Here is a 16,712-nt window from a genome sequence, read left to right as displayed (position 1 = left end):
ACCACGAGCCGATGTTCAACCGGCCCATCACCGACATCCATCTGACCGCGATGGAACTGGCGGGATGGATCTGCCCGATCAGCAGGACCTGGATCGAGCGGCAGTGCTCGGTCAGCTATGCGCTGGACCGCCGGCCGCCCTGACCTCGCACCGGCGCCGGTGAACCGGTCAGCTGCCGCCGCTGGAGGATGCGCCCGCGGCCGCCGAGGACTCGGCGTTCCACTTGCTGATGACCACGCCCAGGACGAAGAGCTGCACAGCCGGCGGCAGGCCGGGAAGCTCGACGTCGACGGTGCTGCCCCAGAAGCTGGCCTTGCGCACCGCGCCCACCCGCGTCTCACCCAGCACCAGTTCTTCCTCGCCGGACCAGAACTTGCTGCGGAAGTGGTAGGTCTGCCCGGCGGCCGACACCGTCCAGCGCTTGCGGCCCACCCGGTCGGCCGAGGCGACGACCGTGCCCGCGTCGTCGACCATCGAGTACTTGGTGCCCCAGCCGTTGGACTTGACCCGGAACCGCCGGCCGTCCATGACGAACTCGCCGCCGCCCTTCCAGACCTTGCTGTCCCAGGTGGCGACCTCCCGGCCGCGGTCGGTGACCAGATAGCTGCTCTTCCAGGTGCTGATCCTGCGGGCCTCCATGGGATCGAGCGTACGGAGAGCGGGCAACTACCCTGGAGGGCGTGACTGCACCGCTCATGCTCGGCGACCACGCCGTCAAGCCGCCCGTTGTGCTCGCCCCGATGGCGGGCATCACGAACGTGGCGTTCCGCCGGCTCTGTCGTGAACAGGGCGGCGGTGTGTACGTCTGCGAGATGATCACCACGCGGGCGCTGGTGGAGCGGATCCCCAAGACGCTGAAGATGATCGCGTTCGCCGAGGACGAGGACTTCCGCAGCCTGCAGCTCTACGGCGTCGACCCGGACGTGACGGCGGCCGCCGTGCGGATGGTGGGCGAGGACGGGCTCGCGGACCACGTCGACCTGAACTTCGGCTGCCCGGTGCCCAAGGTCACCCGGCGGGGCGGCGGGTCGGCACTGCCGTGGCGGCGCAAGCTGTTCGGGCGGATCGTGCGGCAGGCCGTCGAGGCGGCACGGCCGTACGGCATCCCGGTCACGATCAAGATGCGCAAGGGGATCGACGACGACCATCTGACGTACGTCGAAGCGGGTTTGATCGCCCAGGAGGCCGGTGTGGCGGCCGTCGCGCTGCACGCGCGCACGGCGGAGCAGCGGTATTCGGGTCAGGCGGACTGGGACGCGATCGCGACGCTCAAGCAGGCCCTCGACGTGCCGGTGCTCGGCAACGGCGACATCTGGGAGGGCTCGGACGCGCTGCGCATGGTGGAGCACACCGGGGTCGACGGCGTGGTGGTGGGGCGCGGCTGCCTCGGGCGGCCGTGGCTCTTCGCCGACCTGGAGGCCGCCTTCACGCAGGGCGCGGACTACAAGCCCGTGCTGCCGGCGCTGGGCGAGGTCGCGAAGATCATGTCGCGACACGCGGAGCTGCTGGTCGACGCGCTCGGCGACGAGAAGCACGGCTGCGCCGACTTCCGCAAGCACGTGGCCTGGTATCTGAAGGGCTTCCCGATCGGCGGCGAGCTGCGGCGGCGGCTGGCGATGATCTTGTCGCTCGCGGAGCTCGACGACCTGCTCGGCAAGCTCGACCCGGCCGAGCCCTTCCCGGTCGACGAGCTGGGCAAGCCGCGCGGCCGGGTCAACGCGCCGGGCAAGGTGTCGCTGCCCTACGGGTGGCTCGACAGCCGCGACGACGACTCCGTGCCCGAGGGCGCGGAGATGGAGAACAGCGGCGGCTGACGACATGGCACGGACGGTAGGGGCTCGGCGCCGGCCGTGCCAGAGCCCCTGTGGACGAGCGCCGAATGTGGATAACTCGAGAAGCCGGCCCGCCGCGGCGTAAGGTCAGGGCCCGCCCCCTGGTGGGGTGGGGCGGGCCGAGTGGGCGGCCGAACGCCGCCCTCAGCGCCGCGCAACCAGCGCCGTGACCAGCAGCGGCACCGCGCAGAGGCCGAAAAGCACCCCCAAAGGCAGCTCCACGGCGAACGACGCGTACAGCACCACCGCGAACACCTCCGCCCCGAACCCGGCCACGGAAAGCACCGTGCTGCGCGCCCTCCCGGTGATCGTCTCCTGCAGGCGGGTCTCGGAGCGGACGATCGAGTACTCCAGCAGCCCGAACGCCGCCGACACGGCGACCATGCCGGCGAGGTGCGGGGTGAGCCCGCCGGCGACGATCAGCGCCGCGGCGGTGACGAGGGTGAGCGGGAGGCCGATGCGGTCGCGTCCGGCCAGGGCGCTGCCGGCGGCCATGGCCAGCGCGGTCACGGCGAACAGCAGCGGCACGGCGGCGATGGAGGCGCCCTTGTCGCGGGCGAGCAGCGGCAGGTATTCGTCGAGGGCGGTGAAGCCGGGCACGAGCGCGGCCACCAGCACGGCGCGCGCGACCCGGGGTGTGCCGAGGGCCTCGCGCGTCCCGGAGCGGAGCAGCGACCAGTAGGTTCCCTCGTCCGGGGCGTCGGAGGACGAGGACGCGGCGGGCTCGGGCAGGCGGAGGGCCAGGGCGGCGCCGAGCAGCTTGACGGCGATGCTGAGCGCGCCGACCAGCAGGTAGCCGCCGGCCTGCCACGCGGGGGTGGCCAGCAGCGTGGCGGCGAGCATGGCGAGGATCGCGACGGTGTTGCCACGGCCGGTGACGCGTGCGTAGTCGGCGGTGCGGCCGGTCGCGGCCAGCTCGTCGTACACGAGGGCTTCCAGCGAGCCCGAGCCGAACGAGCCGCCCAGGCCCCACAGCACGAAACCGAGGGCGAAACCGGCGTACGAGGGCCAGGTCAGCCACAGCAGGAAGCCGGCGGCGGTGAGCAGCTCACCGAGCGCGTACAGGCGCCGCCGTGACCAGGCGTCGGCCAGCGCGCCGGAGGGGACCTCGGCGGCGAACGACACCACCGACCAGATCGCGAACAGCGACGACACCTGGGCAGTGGAAAGACCGGTGTCGGCGAACAGCAGCGCGTACACCGGGTAGAGCGGCACGCCGTCGGAGCAGGCGCGCACCGCGTAGAAGGTTCAGCGTCAAACCGGGTGCATGCGACCAGTGTGCCGCACCCGTCAATCGAGTTCCGCCCGATCCGCCGCGGCCCGGCCGGACTCCCAGCCCTCGAGGCTGTCGATGCGGCTGCCGCGCGCCCGGACCGTACGCGGGAAGGCCTTTTGCAGCACCTCACGGACCTGCAGGTCGCGGTTGCGCAGCACCGGCAGCAGGTCGGCGTTCCCCGCGATCTCCGCGCGGGTCACCTGCGCCAGGCGCTCGCCGATGCGCACCGCGTACGCCACCAGGAAGCTGCGCCGGAACGCCTTGATCCTGGCCTTGCCCTTGGCCGGCTCGTCGCGCGCCATGGCCCGGTTGGCCTGCACCAGCAGCGACGTGTACAGCAGCTCGACCCCGTCGATGTCCGCGTCGAAGCCGAAGACCGTGGAGAAGCCCAGTTCGGGCGACCACACGGTGTGGCAGTGGTTGGCCCGCGCCACCGCGTCGAGCAGGCTCGCCTTCTCGCTCTCGTACGGGTGGTCCACCCCGATCCGCCGCGCGAACGGCACGACCTCGGCCCGGTCCACGCTGGTCAGCGCCTCGGAGATGCTGTGCCGGGCGATCAGCTCCTGCGCCTTCGCGGAGTACGCCTCCGCCTCGGCGGGGAAGTCGGTCGACTCCGCCTTGGCGAGCAGGGCCCGCACCCGTTCGAGCATGCGGTCGTCGGTGGCGGACGTCCCGACCGTCCCCGGCGGCGGCACCAGCACCTCGATGACCGGCAACCGCCGCAACTCCATGAGCAGCCCGAGCGACGAGTCGAGCAGGGTGATCCGGTCGGGTCGCCGGGCCGGCGCCGGCGGCAGGCCAGCGACCTGCGTCTGCCAGCGGGGGTCGACTTCGGAGAAGCGACGGCCGTACGCCGCGGCGGCGTCCGCCACGAGCGCCGCCTTCACCGGGTCGCCGAGCCGCGCGATCACCCGGTGCAGCTCGGCCGGCTGCCAGCCGCCCCGGAAGAGCCGCTCGAACGCGTCCCGCAACGCCCCGCCGAGCGCCGCGTCGACCTCGGCCGCGGGCGCCACGGTCAGCGCGTCCAGCCCGGCCTCGTACCCGATCGCGCCGCTCACGACGTCGCGGACGATCTCTTCCACAACTCGAAACAGTAGAGAACGCGGTGGGGAGGACCGCTTCCGGCCCTCCCCACCACAGCCGGCCGCGGGCTCAGACGTCCATGTCGTTCTCGATGCGCTTGAGCTGGTGCCGCGCCATGGCCAGGTTCGACCGGTCGCGGCGCAGCGCCACATAGAGGAACAGCCCCTTGCCCGACCGGCTGGTCAGCGGACGGATCAGGTGGTACTGGGTGTCCAGCGTGATGAGGATGTCCTCGATCTTCTCGGAGAGGTTCAGCATCTCCATAGCCCGCAGCTTGGCGCGCACGACGTCGGTGTTGCCGGCTGCGGCAACGGTGAGGTCGAGGTCCTTGCCGCCGCCGACCGTGCCGAGCGCCATGCCGCTCGTGTGGTCGACCAGCGCGACGCCGATGGCGCCGTCGATCTCCATGATTTCCTTCAGTGCGGTGTCCATGTCGGCCATGGAATTGTCCTCCGTTGCGGTGGGATGGCGGTCCGCCTCACACGGCGTGACCGGTTGGGCGCGGCAGGATGCCGCTGAAAGGGGCGGGTCTCAGCCCGCGGCCTGCCGACGGCGGGCGTTGGTCGACAGGGTGGCCATCGGGGTGCGTCGCGCGAGCGGGGTCGCGGGTCCCGGCTGCTGCGGGATCTCGGGCCTCGGGCGCGGGTTGTCCAACTTCATGATCCGGACGAGCCGGCGTACGCAGCGGCGCGCTTCCAGGTGCACCATGGCCAGGTTCGCGTCGCCGGTGGTGACCAGGGTGAGCAGCGCGTTCGGTCCCGCCGTGTACGAGGTGATGTAGCCGCGGTCGCACTCGACCACCGACTCGCGCAGCTCGCCGTGGCTCACGGCGTGCGCGAACCGGCGCGCCAGCGCGAGGTGCGCGGCGGCCAGGGCGGCGATGCTGTCCGGCTCGATGTCGTGCGCGTCGTGCGCGACCACCAGCCCGTCGGTGGTGGCCAGCACGCTGCCGGAGAGTTCGTTCAGCCGGCCTCGAAGACGGTCGAGCTCCTCGAGCACGGCCGGATCCACCGTCATCCTCGGTCTCTCTTTCTCCTCAAGGGGGGGTGCGCGTGTCACCGCAAGGCCCTCAGTGCGGTGCGGATGCGCTTGAGCAGCACTTCGTCGGCGCCCGGATGCACCGGCGGGGGCTCGCCGGCCAGCTCCTTGGGCAGCTTGGCGCCGGGTTTGCGGCGGGCCAGCCGGGGCGGCCGGTACGCGGCCTGGTTGGCGCCGGCCTCCTCGGGCAGCGAATGCCGGGGCGGGTCCGGAGGCGCCGGCACGACCGCGACCGCAGCCTTGGTGACCACCGGGGCGGGCGTCGCGTTCTCCGGCCGTACGACCGGCCGCCGCGCATCCACGGCCACGCCCCGGGCGCCGGGAAGCCGTACGATCTCCGGCCCTTCCGGCCGCGCCTCGGGCAGTTCGAGAAGACCCATCGCGGCCATCCGCCGCAGCTCCTGGATCGTGGCGTAGCCGGCCTTGCCGAGCAGCAGCGCGAGGTCGGCCGGGGTGCGCTGCCCGTCGGCGTGCGCCAGCAGCTCCCACTGCAGCGCGGTGAGCGTGACCCGCTCGCGCGGCGCACGCGGCGCCAGGGCGACCGGGGCCGTGTCGACGCGCGCGTCCGGGAAGATGTCGTCGAGCAGGCGTACCCGCCGCTCCACCTCGTGCCCGACCGCGGCCGGGTCGACGTGCACCACCGGGCCCAGCCAGTGCGTCGCCCCGGTGAGGAAGTCGATCGGCGCGGTGGTGGGGGAGAGCACGAAGTACGCCGCGTCGTAGATCGCGCCGAGCACGCACAGCTCCAGCTCGCCCTGGGTGAGGTGCCCCTGCTCGACCAGCAGCCGCCCGACCCGGGCCGTCGAGGTGCCCAGGTCCAGCGCGTTCTGCCAGGTGCGGCCCGCCAGCCGGCCCGACGCGGTGAGCAGCTCGCCGACGCCCGGCGCGGCCGGCGACTCGGCGTAGATCACGTGGCCCTCGAGGACGTAGACCGCGCCGCCCGGGTGGCCGCCGACCACCAGCGCGCCGGTCTGCCGCTCCCCGGCCACCCGCGTCAGCAGGCGCCCCGGCGTGGCGGCCTTCGAGGCTGTCACGGTCAACTCCCATGTCCGTTCGTTCGGTTCGTTCGGCGGCGCGGCGACCCCGGCTTCACGGAGCGACGAGCTCGTCGGCGAGCTTCTGCATGCGGCGGCGGGCCACCGCGAGGTTGCCCTGCACCCGGTCCAGCCAGACGTAGAGCACCAGCCGGCTGTCGAAGTCGGTGTGCAGCATCCGCAGCAGGTGGTATCCGCCGGCGGTCGTGATGATCAGATCCTCGAGCAGGTCGTGCGGCAGGGCCGAGAGGTACAGCGAACGGCTGGTCGCGGCCTGGACCACGTCCGCCGTGCCGGCCGCCGCGGCCTCGTGGTCGGCATTCGGTGCGGCTCCCGTCGTGGCGACCGGGAAGCCGGTGGTGTAGTCGACGATGCTGGCGCCGACGGCGCCGGGGATCGCCATGGCCTCCTGTAGACAGTGGTCGACGCCGGGCACATCACTCCTCAGCGCTGTGGGTGCTGCTCCCGCCGTCCGCGCCCCGTTGCCGCGGCCGGCGAGCCTCCTGGTCGGCTCGGGCGGTGCTCCGCTGTCCGTCGCCTCGCCATCACCGTGGGCCATCCTCCGGCCGCTGCGCCGACGGCAGTCGCACCCGCTGTGCGTCATGGTCCACGACCGGGTGCGTCGCTCGTCACGGCGGACCGCCGGTGCGCCGTTTCCGATGCGGCACGACGGCGACGGGCGCGTAACATGATCGCCACTTCTCGATGAAGGGAACGCGTATGCCGAGCCAATGGGAGCAGATCGTCATCGACGCGGAGGACGCCCCGCGGCTCGCCCGCTGGTGGGCCGAGGCGCTCGGCTACGTGATCGTCAACGAGCAGCCCGACGAGGTCGAGATCCGCCGCAGCGCCGACGAGCTGCCCGGACTGCTGTTCGGGCCCGTGCCCGAGCGCAAGACGGTCAAGAACCGGCTGCACATCGACCTGCGCCCCGACGACCAGGAGGCCGAGGTCGAGCGGCTGGTCGACATGGGCGCCCGGCACGTCGACATCGGGCAGGGCGACGTGAGCTGGGTCGTGCTCGCCGACCCCGAGGGCAACGAGTTCTGCGTCCTTTCCTCCAAGCGCGAACCGGAGTCGCGCCTAGGCTGATCACATGACGGCGTTCGACGCCCAGCGGTGGGTCCCTGAGCCGGCCAAGGACAGCGGCTACGGGCGTACGCCGTACCAGCGCGACCGGGCCCGGGTGCTGCACTCGGCCGGGTTCCGCCGGCTCGCCACCAAGACCCAGGTGCACACCGCCGGCACGGACGACTTCCCGCGTACGCGGCTCACCCACTCGCTCGAGGTCGCGCAGATCTCCCGCGAGATGGGCGAGCGCCTGGGCTGCGACCCCGACGTGGTGGACGTGGCCGGGCTCGCCCACGACCTCGGCCACCCGCCGTTCGGCCACAACGGCGAGCACGCGCTGCACCAGGTCGCCGAGCCGTGCGGTGGCTTCGAGGGCAACGCGCAGACGCTGCGCGTGCTGACCCGGCTCGAGGCCAAGGTGCCCGGCGCCGGACTGAACCTGACCCGGGCGTCGCTCGACGCGAGCTGCAAGTACCCGTGGGCCCGGCAGCCGGGCAGGCGCAAGTTCGGGGTGTACGCCGACGACCGCGCCGTCTTCGACTGGATCCGCCCGGCCGGCCTGGGCGAACGCCGGTGCCTCGAGGCCCAGGTGATGGACTGGGCCGACGACGTGGCGTACTCCGTGCACGACGTGGAGGACGGCGTGCACGGCGGCTACATCGCGCTGCGGCCGCTGCTCTCCGACGCCGGCGAGCGGGCCGCGCTGTGCGCCGACGTCGCCGCCACGTACTCCGACGAGCCGGTCGACGAGCTGGCCGCCGCCCTCGACCAGCTGCTGGCCGACCCGGTGGTGACCGAGGTCGCCGGATACGACGGCAGCTTCCGCGCGCAGGTCGCCCTCAAACGGATGACCAGCGTGCTGACCGGCCGTTTCGTCGCCTCCGCGGTCGGCGCCACGCAGAGCCGCCACGGCACCGACCCGGTACGCCGGTACGCCGCCGACCTCGTCGTGCCGCGCACTGTGCGTAACCAGTGCGCGTTGCTCAAGGGCATGGCGTTGCGGTACGTGATGCGGACCCGGGCGGCCGAGCAGTGGTACGAGCAGCAGCGCGTGATCCTGGCCGAGCTGGTGGAGGCTCTGCTGCGTACGCCCTCGGCTCTCGACCCGGTCTTCGCCCCGCTGTTCGCGTCGGCCGGCAGTGACGCGGAGGCGTTGCGGGTCGTGATCGACCAGGTGGCGTCGCTCACCGACACGGCCGCGGTGACCTGGCACCGGACCCTGGTGGCGACCCGCGCCTGAGGCGAGGCAGGATGTATGCCGTGGCGGGCAGGGTCAAGGACGAAGACATCGCACTGGTCCGCGACCGCACGTCGATCGCCGACATCATCAGCGAGTCGGTGACGCTGCGGCCCGCGGGCGGCGGCAACCTCAAGGGGCTGTGCCCCTTCCACGACGAGAAGACGCCGTCCTTCACGGTGGCACCTGCCCGAAATGTCTATTATTGCCACGGTTGTGGCCAGGGCGGCGACGCGATCAAGTTCTTGATGGACGCGGAGCACCTGTCGTTCCTCGAGTCGATCGAGCGGCTGGCCGGGCGGGCCGGCATCCAGCTGCGCTACGAGACCGACAGCGCCGGTCCCTCGCCGAGGCCGCAGGTCGGGCAGAAGCAGCGGCTGCTCGCGGCGCACGTGGCGGCGGCCGACTTCTATCGCGACCAGCTCGGCACGCCGGGCGCGCGCAAGGCCCGCGAGTTCCTGGCCCAGCGCGGCTTCGGGCGCGACGCGGCGGAGCGGTACGGCTGCGGGTTCGCCCCCGACTCGTGGGACGCGCTGGCCAAGCACCTGCGGCAGAAGGGTTTCACGGCCGAGGAGCTGAACACGGCCGGGCTGACCAAGCCCGCCCGCTCCGGCTCGATCATCGACCGGTTCCGCAGGCGGCTGCTGTGGCCGATCCGGGACCTGTCCGGCGACGTCATCGGGTTCGGCGCGCGCAAGCTGTTCGACGACGACGACGGCCCGAAATACCTGAACACGCCCGAGTCGCCGCTCTACAAGAAGTCGCACGTGCTCTACGGCATCGACCACGCCAAGCGCGAGATCGCCAAGCGCGGCCGCGCGGTCATCGTCGAGGGCTACACCGACGTGATGGCCTGCCACGAGGCCGGCGAGCCCACCGCGGTCGCCACCTGCGGCACCGCGTTCGGCATCGACCACATCGGGGTGCTGCGCCGGCTGCTGATGGACAGCGACAGCTTCACCGGCGAGATCATCTACACGTTCGACGGCGACGCCGCGGGCCAGAAGGCGGCGTTGCGCGCCTTCGAGGAGGACCAGCGGTTCGTCGGGCGGACGTTCATCGCGGTCAGCCCCGACAACATGGACCCGTGCGAGCTCCGGCTGGCCCGCGGCGACCTGGCCGTACGCGACATGATCGCCGGACGGGAACCGCTGGTGGACTTCGCCCTGCGGCACACCATCTCGCGCTTCGACCTGGACACCGTCGAGGGCCGGGTCGAGGCGATGCGCAAGGCCGCCCCGCTGGTCGCCAAGATCAAAGACCGGGAGAAGCGGCCCGAGTACGCCCGCAAGCTCGCCGGCGACCTGGGCATGGACCTGGAGCCGGTGCAGCGCGCGGTGAACGCGGCCCTGCGCGGTCAGGAGGCGGCCGACGCGCGCCCGTCGCCCAAGACGGCCGCGGAGGCGCCCCAGCGGCTCGTGGAGCGCGAGTCGATCAAGTTGGCGCTGCAGGAGCCGGTGCTGGCCGGCCCCATGTTCGACGTCGTCGGCGCCGACAACTACGCCGACCCGGTCTACCAGTCCGTGCGGGCCGCGATCGAGGCGGCCGGCGGGGCGTCGTCGGTGTCCAGCGGCGGCGTCGTGTGGATCGAGAAGGTCCGCGACAGCTGCACCGACCTGGCCGGGCAGGGGCTGATCTCCGAGCTGGCGGTCGAGCCGCTGCGCGTCGACGGGTCGGTCGACCCGCACTACGTGCAGGTCACCCTGGCCCGGCTGCAGGTCGGCGCGGTGACGACCCGGATCCGTGATCTCAAGTCCAAGGTCCAGCGGCTCAACCCGGTGGCGAACAAGGACGCGTATCTCGCCCTGGCCGGCGAGCTCTTCTCGCTCGAGCAGCAGGCACGGGCGCTGCGTGAACAGGCGGCAGGTGGACTGTGAACTTCCTTCGGCGGCGGCCCTCGATCCCGGCGGCCCTCAAGCCCCAGCTGGGTCCCGACGAGCGGATCGTGGCCTGGTCCCCGGTGGCGGACGACCAGGCGGTGGTCGCGACCACGCACGGGCTGTGGCTGCCCGGCGCGGCCGCGGCGCTGGGCTGGCACGAGATCCACAAGGCGGCCTGGTCGGGGCGCGAGCTGCGCATCACCCCGGCCGAGGTGGCCGAGGAGCGCGACGGCTACACCGTGCTGGTGGACGGGCCGATCGCGACGGTGCTGCTGCTGTCGCCCGGTGAGCTGCCCGACCAGGTGCGCACCCGGGTGACCAAGTCGGTGGCCTACACGACCCACCACGTGATGCCGTCGGGCGCCGGCGGCGTCCGCGTGGTCGGGCGGCGCGTGACCGGGCAGAACGGGCTCTCGTGGGCCGTGCGCTACGACTCCGGGACGCCGGTGAGCCTGCCCGCGGTGATCGAGCTGACCGACGAGCTGGTCGCCGCCGCCCGCAACACGATGGCGGCCCCAGAGTAGACCGCTGCGGCTGCCCGTCCCCGGTTGTCCACAGCCGGGGATTGTCCACAGGCTTCCGCTCCAAGATCCGCGAAGTTCGCCATCATGGTCGTGGTGGGGGACCCCCCTTGGGTGGGCGGGTCATGGCTGGTGGATGTGATCAACGGCTGTGCGCGGGCGTAAAGCGGTCGTTTCTGTCGTACCCCCTCTCTAGGGTCCTTGGCGTGGACGACTTCCTGATTCACGCGCGCGGCCTCGTCAAGCGGTTCGGCGACTTCACCGCGGTCGACGGCATCGACGTCGACGTGCGGCGCGGCGAGGCGTTCGGGTTCCTGGGGCCCAACGGGGCGGGCAAGAGCTCGACCATGCGCATGATCGGGTGCGTGTCGCCGCCCACCGGCGGCGTGCTCGAGATCCTCGGGCTCGACCCGCGCCGCGACGGGCCGCGCATCCGGGCCCGGCTGGGGGTCTGCCCGCAGCTCGACAACCTCGACGTCGAGCTGACCGTGCGGGAGAACCTGACGACCTACGCCCGGTTCTTCGGCATCGCGCGCAAGGAGGCCCGCCGCCGCGCCGACGAGCTGCTCGAGTTCGTGCAGCTGGCCGAGCGGGCCGACAGCAAGGTGGAGCCGCTGTCCGGGGGCATGAAACGCCGGCTCACGATCGCCCGCGCGATGGTCAACCAGCCCGAGATGGTGCTGCTCGACGAGCCCACCACCGGGCTCGACCCGCAGGCGCGCCACCTGGTGTGGGAGCGGCTGTTCCGCCTCAAGCAGCAGGGCGTCACGCTGGTGCTGACCACCCACTACATGGACGAGGCCGAGCAGCTCTGCGACCGGCTGGTGGTGATGGACGGCGGCCGCATCGCCGCCGAGGGCTCGCCGCGGGAGCTCATCGAGCGCTACTCGACACGCGAGGTGGTCGAGCTGCGGTTCCACACCGAGGACCAGCAGGCGTACGCGGACAAGCTCGGCGGCATCGGCGAGCGGCTCGAGGTGCTGCCCGACCGCGTTCTGCTCTACGTGGCCGACGGTGACGCGGCGACGGCCGAGGTGCAGCGGCGCTCGCTCAACCCGGCCAGCGTGCTCGTGCGGCGCAGCAGCCTGGAGGACGTGTTCCTGCACCTCACCGGCCGGACGCTGGTGGACTGAGATGACCGCCGCGCTCTCCGTTCTCGAATACCACCTGGTCAACTATCGGCGCACCTGGCGGTCCAGCGCGCTGTCCACGCTCGTCATGCCGCTGCTCACCATGCTGGGCTTCGGGGTGGGTGTGGGGGCGTACGTGTCGGGCGGCGTCGCCGGTGTGCCCTACATCGACTGGATCGTGCCCGGGCTGATCGCCTCGACGGCGCTGCAGGCGGCGGTCGGCGAGGCCACCTGGCCGGTGCTGAGCTACTTCGAGTGGCTCAAGGTCTACTTCGCCCAGGCCGCAGCGCCGCTGCGGGTGGCCGACATCCTCGGCGGTCACCTCGCCTTCATGCTGTTCCGCATTCTGCTCAGCGCGGCGGCGTTCCTCGCGATCGCGGCCGCCTTCGGCACGCTGCACTCGTGGTGGGCGCCGCTGACGCTGGTGGTCGCGCTGCTCGTCGGGCTGGCCACCGCCGCGCCCACGGTGGCGTACGCGGCGACCATCACCAGCGACAGCTACCTGATCATCCTGATGCGGTTCGCGGTGCTGCCGATGTCGCTGTTCTCCGGGGTGTTCTTCCCGGTCGAGTCGCTGCCGGTGGTGCTGCGCTGGCTGGCGTACGCGTTCCCGCTCTGGCACGGCGTCGACCTGAGCCGCGACGCGATGCTCGGCCTGAACCCCGGCTGTATCGGGCTGGTGCACGTGGCCTATCTGCTCGCCTGGTGCGCGGCCGGCTGCTGGCTCGCCCACTACCGCTTCCGCCGCAGGCTGGTGATCTGATCATGGTGACGCTGGTGCTGCCGCGGCTGATCTCGTTCGAGGGGACGGGACGGCGCGCGGCGTCGGTGACCGAGCGCAACATCGCGACGCTGCGCTCGGCGTACTGGCTGGTCGTCGTGTCCGGGTTCTTCGAGCCGGTGCTCTACCTGTTCTCGATCGGCGTCGGCGTGGGCGGGCTGATCGGCGACATCGCGCTGCCCGGTGGCCGGGTGGTGCCCTACGCGGAGTTCGTGGCGCCGGCCATGCTGGCGGCGTCGGCGATGAGCGGGGCGCTGTCCGAGACGACGTTCAGCTTCTTCGGCAAGATGAAGTTCGTCCGGCTCTACGAGGCGATCCTCGCGACGCCCGTACGGCCGATCGAGATCGCGCTCGGCGAACTGGCCTGGGCCATGATCCGCGGCGTGCTCTACTCGGCCGCGTTCGTCGTGATCATGGCGCTGATGGACCTGACCACCTGGGCGCGGGCGCTGGTCATGATGCCCGCGACGTTCCTGGTCGGGCTCGCGTTCGGGGCGCTCGGCATGGCCGTGTCCACGGTGATCCGCAGCTGGCAGGACTTCGATCTGATCGCCGCGGGGCAGTTCGCGCTGTTCCTGTTCTCGGGCACCTTCGTGCCGCCCACGGCGTACCCGGAGGCGGTGCGCTGGCTGATCGAGGCGACGCCGCTGTACCGCTCGGTCGACCTGATCCGCGCGCTCAGCACCGGCACGGCGGGGTGGATGCAGCTGCTCGACGTGCTCTACCTGCTGGTGCTGCTCGCGATCGGCCTCACAGTGGCCGGCCGCCGCATGGCGAAGCTGCTCTGCAAGTAACGCGCGCGGGCAACGGCCGTCGGCGGGCGGGGCGCCGGACGGGGCCGGTGCGCCGGGAGGGCGGCTTGTCGAGCCGACAGGGACGCCGAGCCGCCGGCGGCTCGGCGCTGCGTCGGGTGCCGAGCTGAGTGGGACGCGGCGCCGGGTCAGGGCGGGCATTGAGTCCGGCGGGGCGAGCCGGCCAGACGAGCTGGGCGGGCCGCGAGGTGCCGGGCCGGGGCGGGGAGGCCGCCCCGGCGGTGGCGTCAGCGGCGGGTGAGGGCGGGCTCCAGCACGTCGTGCACGTAGGTGTTGGGGAAGGTCCCGGCCAGGCGGTCGGAACCGGGCCCGCTCGCGGTGAGCGGCAGCGGCGTGCCGGTGTGGCTGGTGGAGGTCCAGTCCATGACGAAGCGCTTGTCGCTGCCCCGCACGGTGAACGGGCCGTCCTCGGCCGACGTGCCGGTGCCGGACTCGTCCTCGGCGTCCACGTCCTCGATGGTGAGGCCGCCGCACTCGTGGTCGCCGACCACGACCAGCAGGGTGTCGGGGTGCCTGGCGACGTAGGAGCGCACCAGCGCGACCGTGCGGTCGAGCGCGGCCATCGTCTGCAGCACCCGCGTGCCGTTGTTGTTGTGCGAGAACTCGTCGATGCCTTCCTCCTCGACGAGCAGGAAGAAGCCCTCCCGGCTGTCGTCGAGGTGGTCGAGCGCCGTGCGGGTCATGGTCGCCAGGTCGACGACCGGGGAGTACACGTCGCCCTGGCCCTCGGGGCGCTGCTGGAACATCTCCTGGTTGGCGAACAGCCCGAGCAGCTTGTCCCGCTGGGGCGCGGCGAGCAGCTGCTGCCGGTCGGTCACGTAGGTGTAGCCGAGCTGCCGGGCCCGTTCGACGAGGTTGCCCCGGGTGCCGCGGCTGCCCTCGGTCGGGTCGGCCGGCGGCTGGTCGGGGAACGCGCCGGGGGTGCCGGCCGGCAGCCACCAGTCCTCGCCGCCGCCGAGGATCACGTCGGGCTTGCTGACGTCGAGGAACTGGCGCGCGATGTCGTCCTGCGCCGCCCGGTCGGTGCTGTTGCTGTAGAACGCCGCCGGGGTGGCGTCGGTGACCTGCGCGGTGGTGACCAGGCCGGTCCGCTTGCCGGCGGCCTTCGCCTGCGCGCCGAGGACCGGCAGCGGGTTCCCGTCGGGGTCCACGCTGATCGCGCCGTTGTAGGTGGCCACGCCGGTCGCCCAGGCGCTGGCCGCGGCGGCCGAGTCGGTCACGGTCGCCTCGGGGTCGTCGGGGGAGGTGGTCATCAGGCCGGTCTGCGGCAGGCTGTCCATGGCCAGCTTCCCGGTCAGGCCGGCCAGGTGGAGCCGGGCCGCCTCGCGGTGCGCGGCGGCCATGCCGTCGCCGACCATGAAGATCACGTTGCGGGCGACGCGGCGGTCGCCCGCCCCGTTGCCGCCTCCGGCGACGGCGCTCTGCAGCGGGTTGACGGCGGCGACGACGGCCGCGGCCAGGGCGGCGGCGCCGAGCGGTGTCATCCATGCGCGCATCCTGGAGTTCGACATTGATCCTCCTCGTTGAGAACGGGCCTTCCAACAGCGGCAACGCGGTGAACGTACCGTCCGGCGGCGGCCGCCGGGCCGGGTCCGCCCGGGGGTCATCCCGCTGATGACGCCCGTTCGGGCCATCCGGGCGCGGCCGGTCGCGAGGGCTCCGGGCCTGCACCCGGCAGTGCCCGGATGGTCACTGGGGGTGAAAGGAGCAGGAGAAGTGGGTTAAGCGGAGCCGGTGGCGGGCATCACGCACAAGGGTCGTCGAGGCGCGTCGCGGGTGGCGTGCTGAGAACTCGCTACAAGGACGCTGTGCGCCTGGAGGAACACGATGAAGCTGCGGCACAAGCACGACGACGAGAAGGGGGCCGCGTCGCCCGACGCCAAGGGCGCGCGGTCGAAGGGCGCCCGCGACTACGACGTGGCCGCTGCCTCGTCCACGCGCACCGGTGAGGACAAGGAGAACGACCTGTCCGCGCCGCCGCCCGACGCCGGGCCGGACAGCCCGACGGAGCTCAAGGGCAAGGGCCTGTTCGCGGCCGTGAAGCGGACGTTCAAGCAGTTCTCGGAGGACAACATCTCCGACTGGGCCGCCGCGCTGACCTACTACGGCGTCCTGTCGATCTTCCCGGGCGCGCTGGTGCTCGTGTCGATCCTCGGCATGCTCAGCGACAACGGCCAGAAGACGGTGCAGGACACGGTCGGTGAGATCGCCGGCAACCAGCAGATCGAGAACCTCGTCAACACGGTGCTCGGTCAGGTGCAGGACACCGGCACGGCGGGCTTCGCCGCGATCTTCGGTCTGGTGCTGGCCTTCTGGTCGGCGTCCGGCTACATCGCCGCCTTCATGCGCGCCTCGAACGCCGTCTACGACGTCCCCGAGGGCCGGCCGATCTGGAAGACCCTGCCGATCCGCGTCGGCGTGACCGCGGTGATCGGCATCATGCTGATCCTCTCGGCCGTCATCGTCGTCTTCACCGGCGACCTCGCCCGCGTCGTCGGTGACGCGATCGGCCTCGGCGGCGTCGCCGTCACCACCTGGAACATCGCCAAGTGGCCGGTCCTGGTCATCCTGGTCAGCCTGATGTTCGCGATCCTCTACTGGGCGTCGCCGAACGCGAAGACCGGCGGCTTCCGCTGGGTCAGCCCCGGTGGCATCTTCGCCGTCATCCTGTGGCTGGTCGCCTCCGGCGCCTTCGCCATCTACCTGGCCAACTTCGCCAACTACAACAAGACGTACGGCACGCTGGGCGGCGTCATCGCCTTCCTGGTCTGGCTGTGGATCTCGAACATCGTCATCCTGCTCGGCGCCGAACTGGACGCCGAACTCGAGCGTGGCCGGGCCATCGCCGCCGGCCACGACCCGTCCGACGAGCCGTTCCTCGAGCTGCGCGACGACCGCAAGCTCAAGAAGGGCAGCGAACAGGGTCTGAGCACCAAGTAACGACCCGGCACAGCAAAAGAACCCCGGCCCGGATGGGCCGGGGTTCCTGTGTTTCCGGCCCGGGGTGGAGGCCGGAT

18 protein-coding genes are annotated in these 16,712 nt (G+C 72.0%); 10 read left to right on the top strand and 8 right to left on the bottom strand.

The window, feature by feature from the left end:
• Positions 1-11 precede the first annotated feature (11 nt).
• A complete protein-coding gene (locus ACSNN8_RS38250) occupies positions 12-143 on the top strand; it encodes a hypothetical protein (protein ID WP_436655203.1) in 132 nt (43 codons plus the stop codon).
• A 25-nt stretch (positions 144-168) separates the two neighbouring features.
• Here the strand turns inward: ACSNN8_RS38250 and ACSNN8_RS38245 are convergent, their stop codons facing one another.
• Entirely contained in the window at positions 169-639 is a 471-nt protein-coding gene (locus ACSNN8_RS38245; RefSeq protein ID WP_436655201.1) for a hypothetical protein, read from the bottom strand.
• Positions 640-695: 56 nt separating this feature from the next.
• On the opposite strand from ACSNN8_RS38245, the gene dusB reads away from it, so the two are divergent.
• On the top strand, positions 696-1,814 hold the full coding sequence (dusB, locus tag ACSNN8_RS38240) for a tRNA dihydrouridine synthase DusB (RefSeq protein WP_436655591.1): 1,119 nt from the start codon (positions 696-698) through the stop codon (positions 1,812-1,814).
• Between the two features lie 162 nt (positions 1,815-1,976).
• Here dusB and ACSNN8_RS38235 read toward each other — a convergent pair whose 3' ends face one another.
• From ACSNN8_RS38235 to ACSNN8_RS38210, 6 genes are all read right to left on the bottom strand, one after another.
• The gene (locus tag ACSNN8_RS38235) at positions 1,977-3,068 is read right to left on the bottom strand and encodes an MFS transporter (RefSeq protein WP_436655199.1); all 1,092 of its coding nucleotides are present in this window, start codon (positions 3,066-3,068) and stop codon (positions 1,977-1,979) included.
• Positions 3,069-3,122: 54 nt separating this feature from the next.
• On the bottom strand, positions 3,123-4,190 hold the full coding sequence (locus ACSNN8_RS38230) for a DUF2786 domain-containing protein (RefSeq protein WP_436655197.1): 1,068 nt from the start codon (positions 4,188-4,190) through the stop codon (positions 3,123-3,125).
• Positions 4,191-4,260: 70 nt separating this feature from the next.
• Positions 4,261-4,632 (bottom strand): hypothetical protein, encoded by a 372-nt coding sequence (locus ACSNN8_RS38225; protein ID WP_436655195.1) that lies wholly within the window; start codon positions 4,630-4,632, stop codon positions 4,261-4,263.
• A 90-nt stretch (positions 4,633-4,722) separates the two neighbouring features.
• Complete coding sequence (locus ACSNN8_RS38220) at positions 4,723-5,208, bottom strand: roadblock/LC7 domain-containing protein (RefSeq protein ID WP_436655193.1); 486 nt, start codon at positions 5,206-5,208, stop codon at positions 4,723-4,725.
• A gap of 38 nt (positions 5,209-5,246) precedes the next feature.
• Positions 5,247-6,263, bottom strand: coding sequence for a DUF4388 domain-containing protein (locus ACSNN8_RS38215; RefSeq protein WP_436655191.1), 1,017 nt, complete (start codon positions 6,261-6,263; stop codon positions 5,247-5,249).
• 55 nt (positions 6,264-6,318) lie between these two features.
• Positions 6,319-6,666, bottom strand: a complete 348-nt coding sequence (locus ACSNN8_RS38210; RefSeq protein WP_436655190.1) for a hypothetical protein — start codon at positions 6,664-6,666, stop codon at positions 6,319-6,321.
• A 317-nt stretch (positions 6,667-6,983) separates the two neighbouring features.
• Here ACSNN8_RS38210 and ACSNN8_RS38205 point away from each other — a divergent pair, with 317 nt between their 5' ends.
• The 7 genes from ACSNN8_RS38205 (at position 6,984) to ACSNN8_RS38175 (ending at position 13,677) form a co-directional block, all read left to right on the top strand.
• Positions 6,984-7,355, top strand: coding sequence for a VOC family protein (locus ACSNN8_RS38205; RefSeq protein WP_436655188.1), 372 nt, complete (start codon positions 6,984-6,986; stop codon positions 7,353-7,355).
• Between the two features lie 4 nt (positions 7,356-7,359).
• A complete protein-coding gene (locus tag ACSNN8_RS38200) occupies positions 7,360-8,574 on the top strand; it encodes a deoxyguanosinetriphosphate triphosphohydrolase (protein ID WP_436655186.1) in 1,215 nt (404 codons plus the stop codon).
• Positions 8,575-8,585: 11 nt separating this feature from the next.
• Positions 8,586-10,448, top strand: a complete 1,863-nt coding sequence (gene dnaG, locus ACSNN8_RS38195; RefSeq protein WP_436655184.1) for a DNA primase — start codon at positions 8,586-8,588, stop codon at positions 10,446-10,448.
• Positions 10,445-10,975 carry a hypothetical protein gene (locus ACSNN8_RS38190; RefSeq protein ID WP_436655182.1) on the top strand — a complete coding sequence of 177 codons (531 nt, stop codon included), beginning with the start codon at positions 10,445-10,447 and terminating at the stop codon, positions 10,973-10,975. The genes dnaG and ACSNN8_RS38190 overlap by 4 nt, the downstream gene beginning before the upstream one ends.
• Before the next feature lie 203 nt (positions 10,976-11,178).
• Complete coding sequence (locus ACSNN8_RS38185; protein ID WP_436655180.1) at positions 11,179-12,105, top strand: ABC transporter ATP-binding protein; 927 nt, start codon at positions 11,179-11,181, stop codon at positions 12,103-12,105.
• A 1-nt stretch (position 12,106) separates the two neighbouring features.
• Complete coding sequence (locus ACSNN8_RS38180; protein ID WP_436655178.1) at positions 12,107-12,865, top strand: ABC transporter permease; 759 nt, start codon at positions 12,107-12,109, stop codon at positions 12,863-12,865.
• Between the two features lie 2 nt (positions 12,866-12,867).
• Positions 12,868-13,677 carry an ABC transporter permease gene (locus ACSNN8_RS38175; protein WP_436655176.1) on the top strand — a complete coding sequence of 270 codons (810 nt, stop codon included), beginning with the start codon at positions 12,868-12,870 and terminating at the stop codon, positions 13,675-13,677.
• A gap of 245 nt (positions 13,678-13,922) precedes the next feature.
• Here the strand turns inward: ACSNN8_RS38175 and ACSNN8_RS38170 are convergent, their stop codons facing one another.
• Complete coding sequence (locus ACSNN8_RS38170) at positions 13,923-15,206, bottom strand: alkaline phosphatase (RefSeq protein WP_436655174.1); 1,284 nt, start codon at positions 15,204-15,206, stop codon at positions 13,923-13,925.
• 316 nt (positions 15,207-15,522) lie between these two features.
• Between ACSNN8_RS38170 and ACSNN8_RS38165 the strand changes: the two genes are divergently transcribed.
• The gene (locus ACSNN8_RS38165; RefSeq protein ID WP_436655172.1) at positions 15,523-16,635 is read left to right on the top strand and encodes a YihY/virulence factor BrkB family protein; all 1,113 of its coding nucleotides are present in this window, start codon (positions 15,523-15,525) and stop codon (positions 16,633-16,635) included.
• The last annotated feature ends 77 nt before the right edge of the window (positions 16,636-16,712 follow it).

It is taken from the genome of Actinoplanes sp. URMC 104, from assembly GCF_051386375.1.
Lineage (GTDB): Bacteria > Actinomycetota > Actinomycetes > Mycobacteriales > Micromonosporaceae > Actinoplanes.
This window is presented reverse-complemented; position numbering and strand designations above follow the sequence as displayed.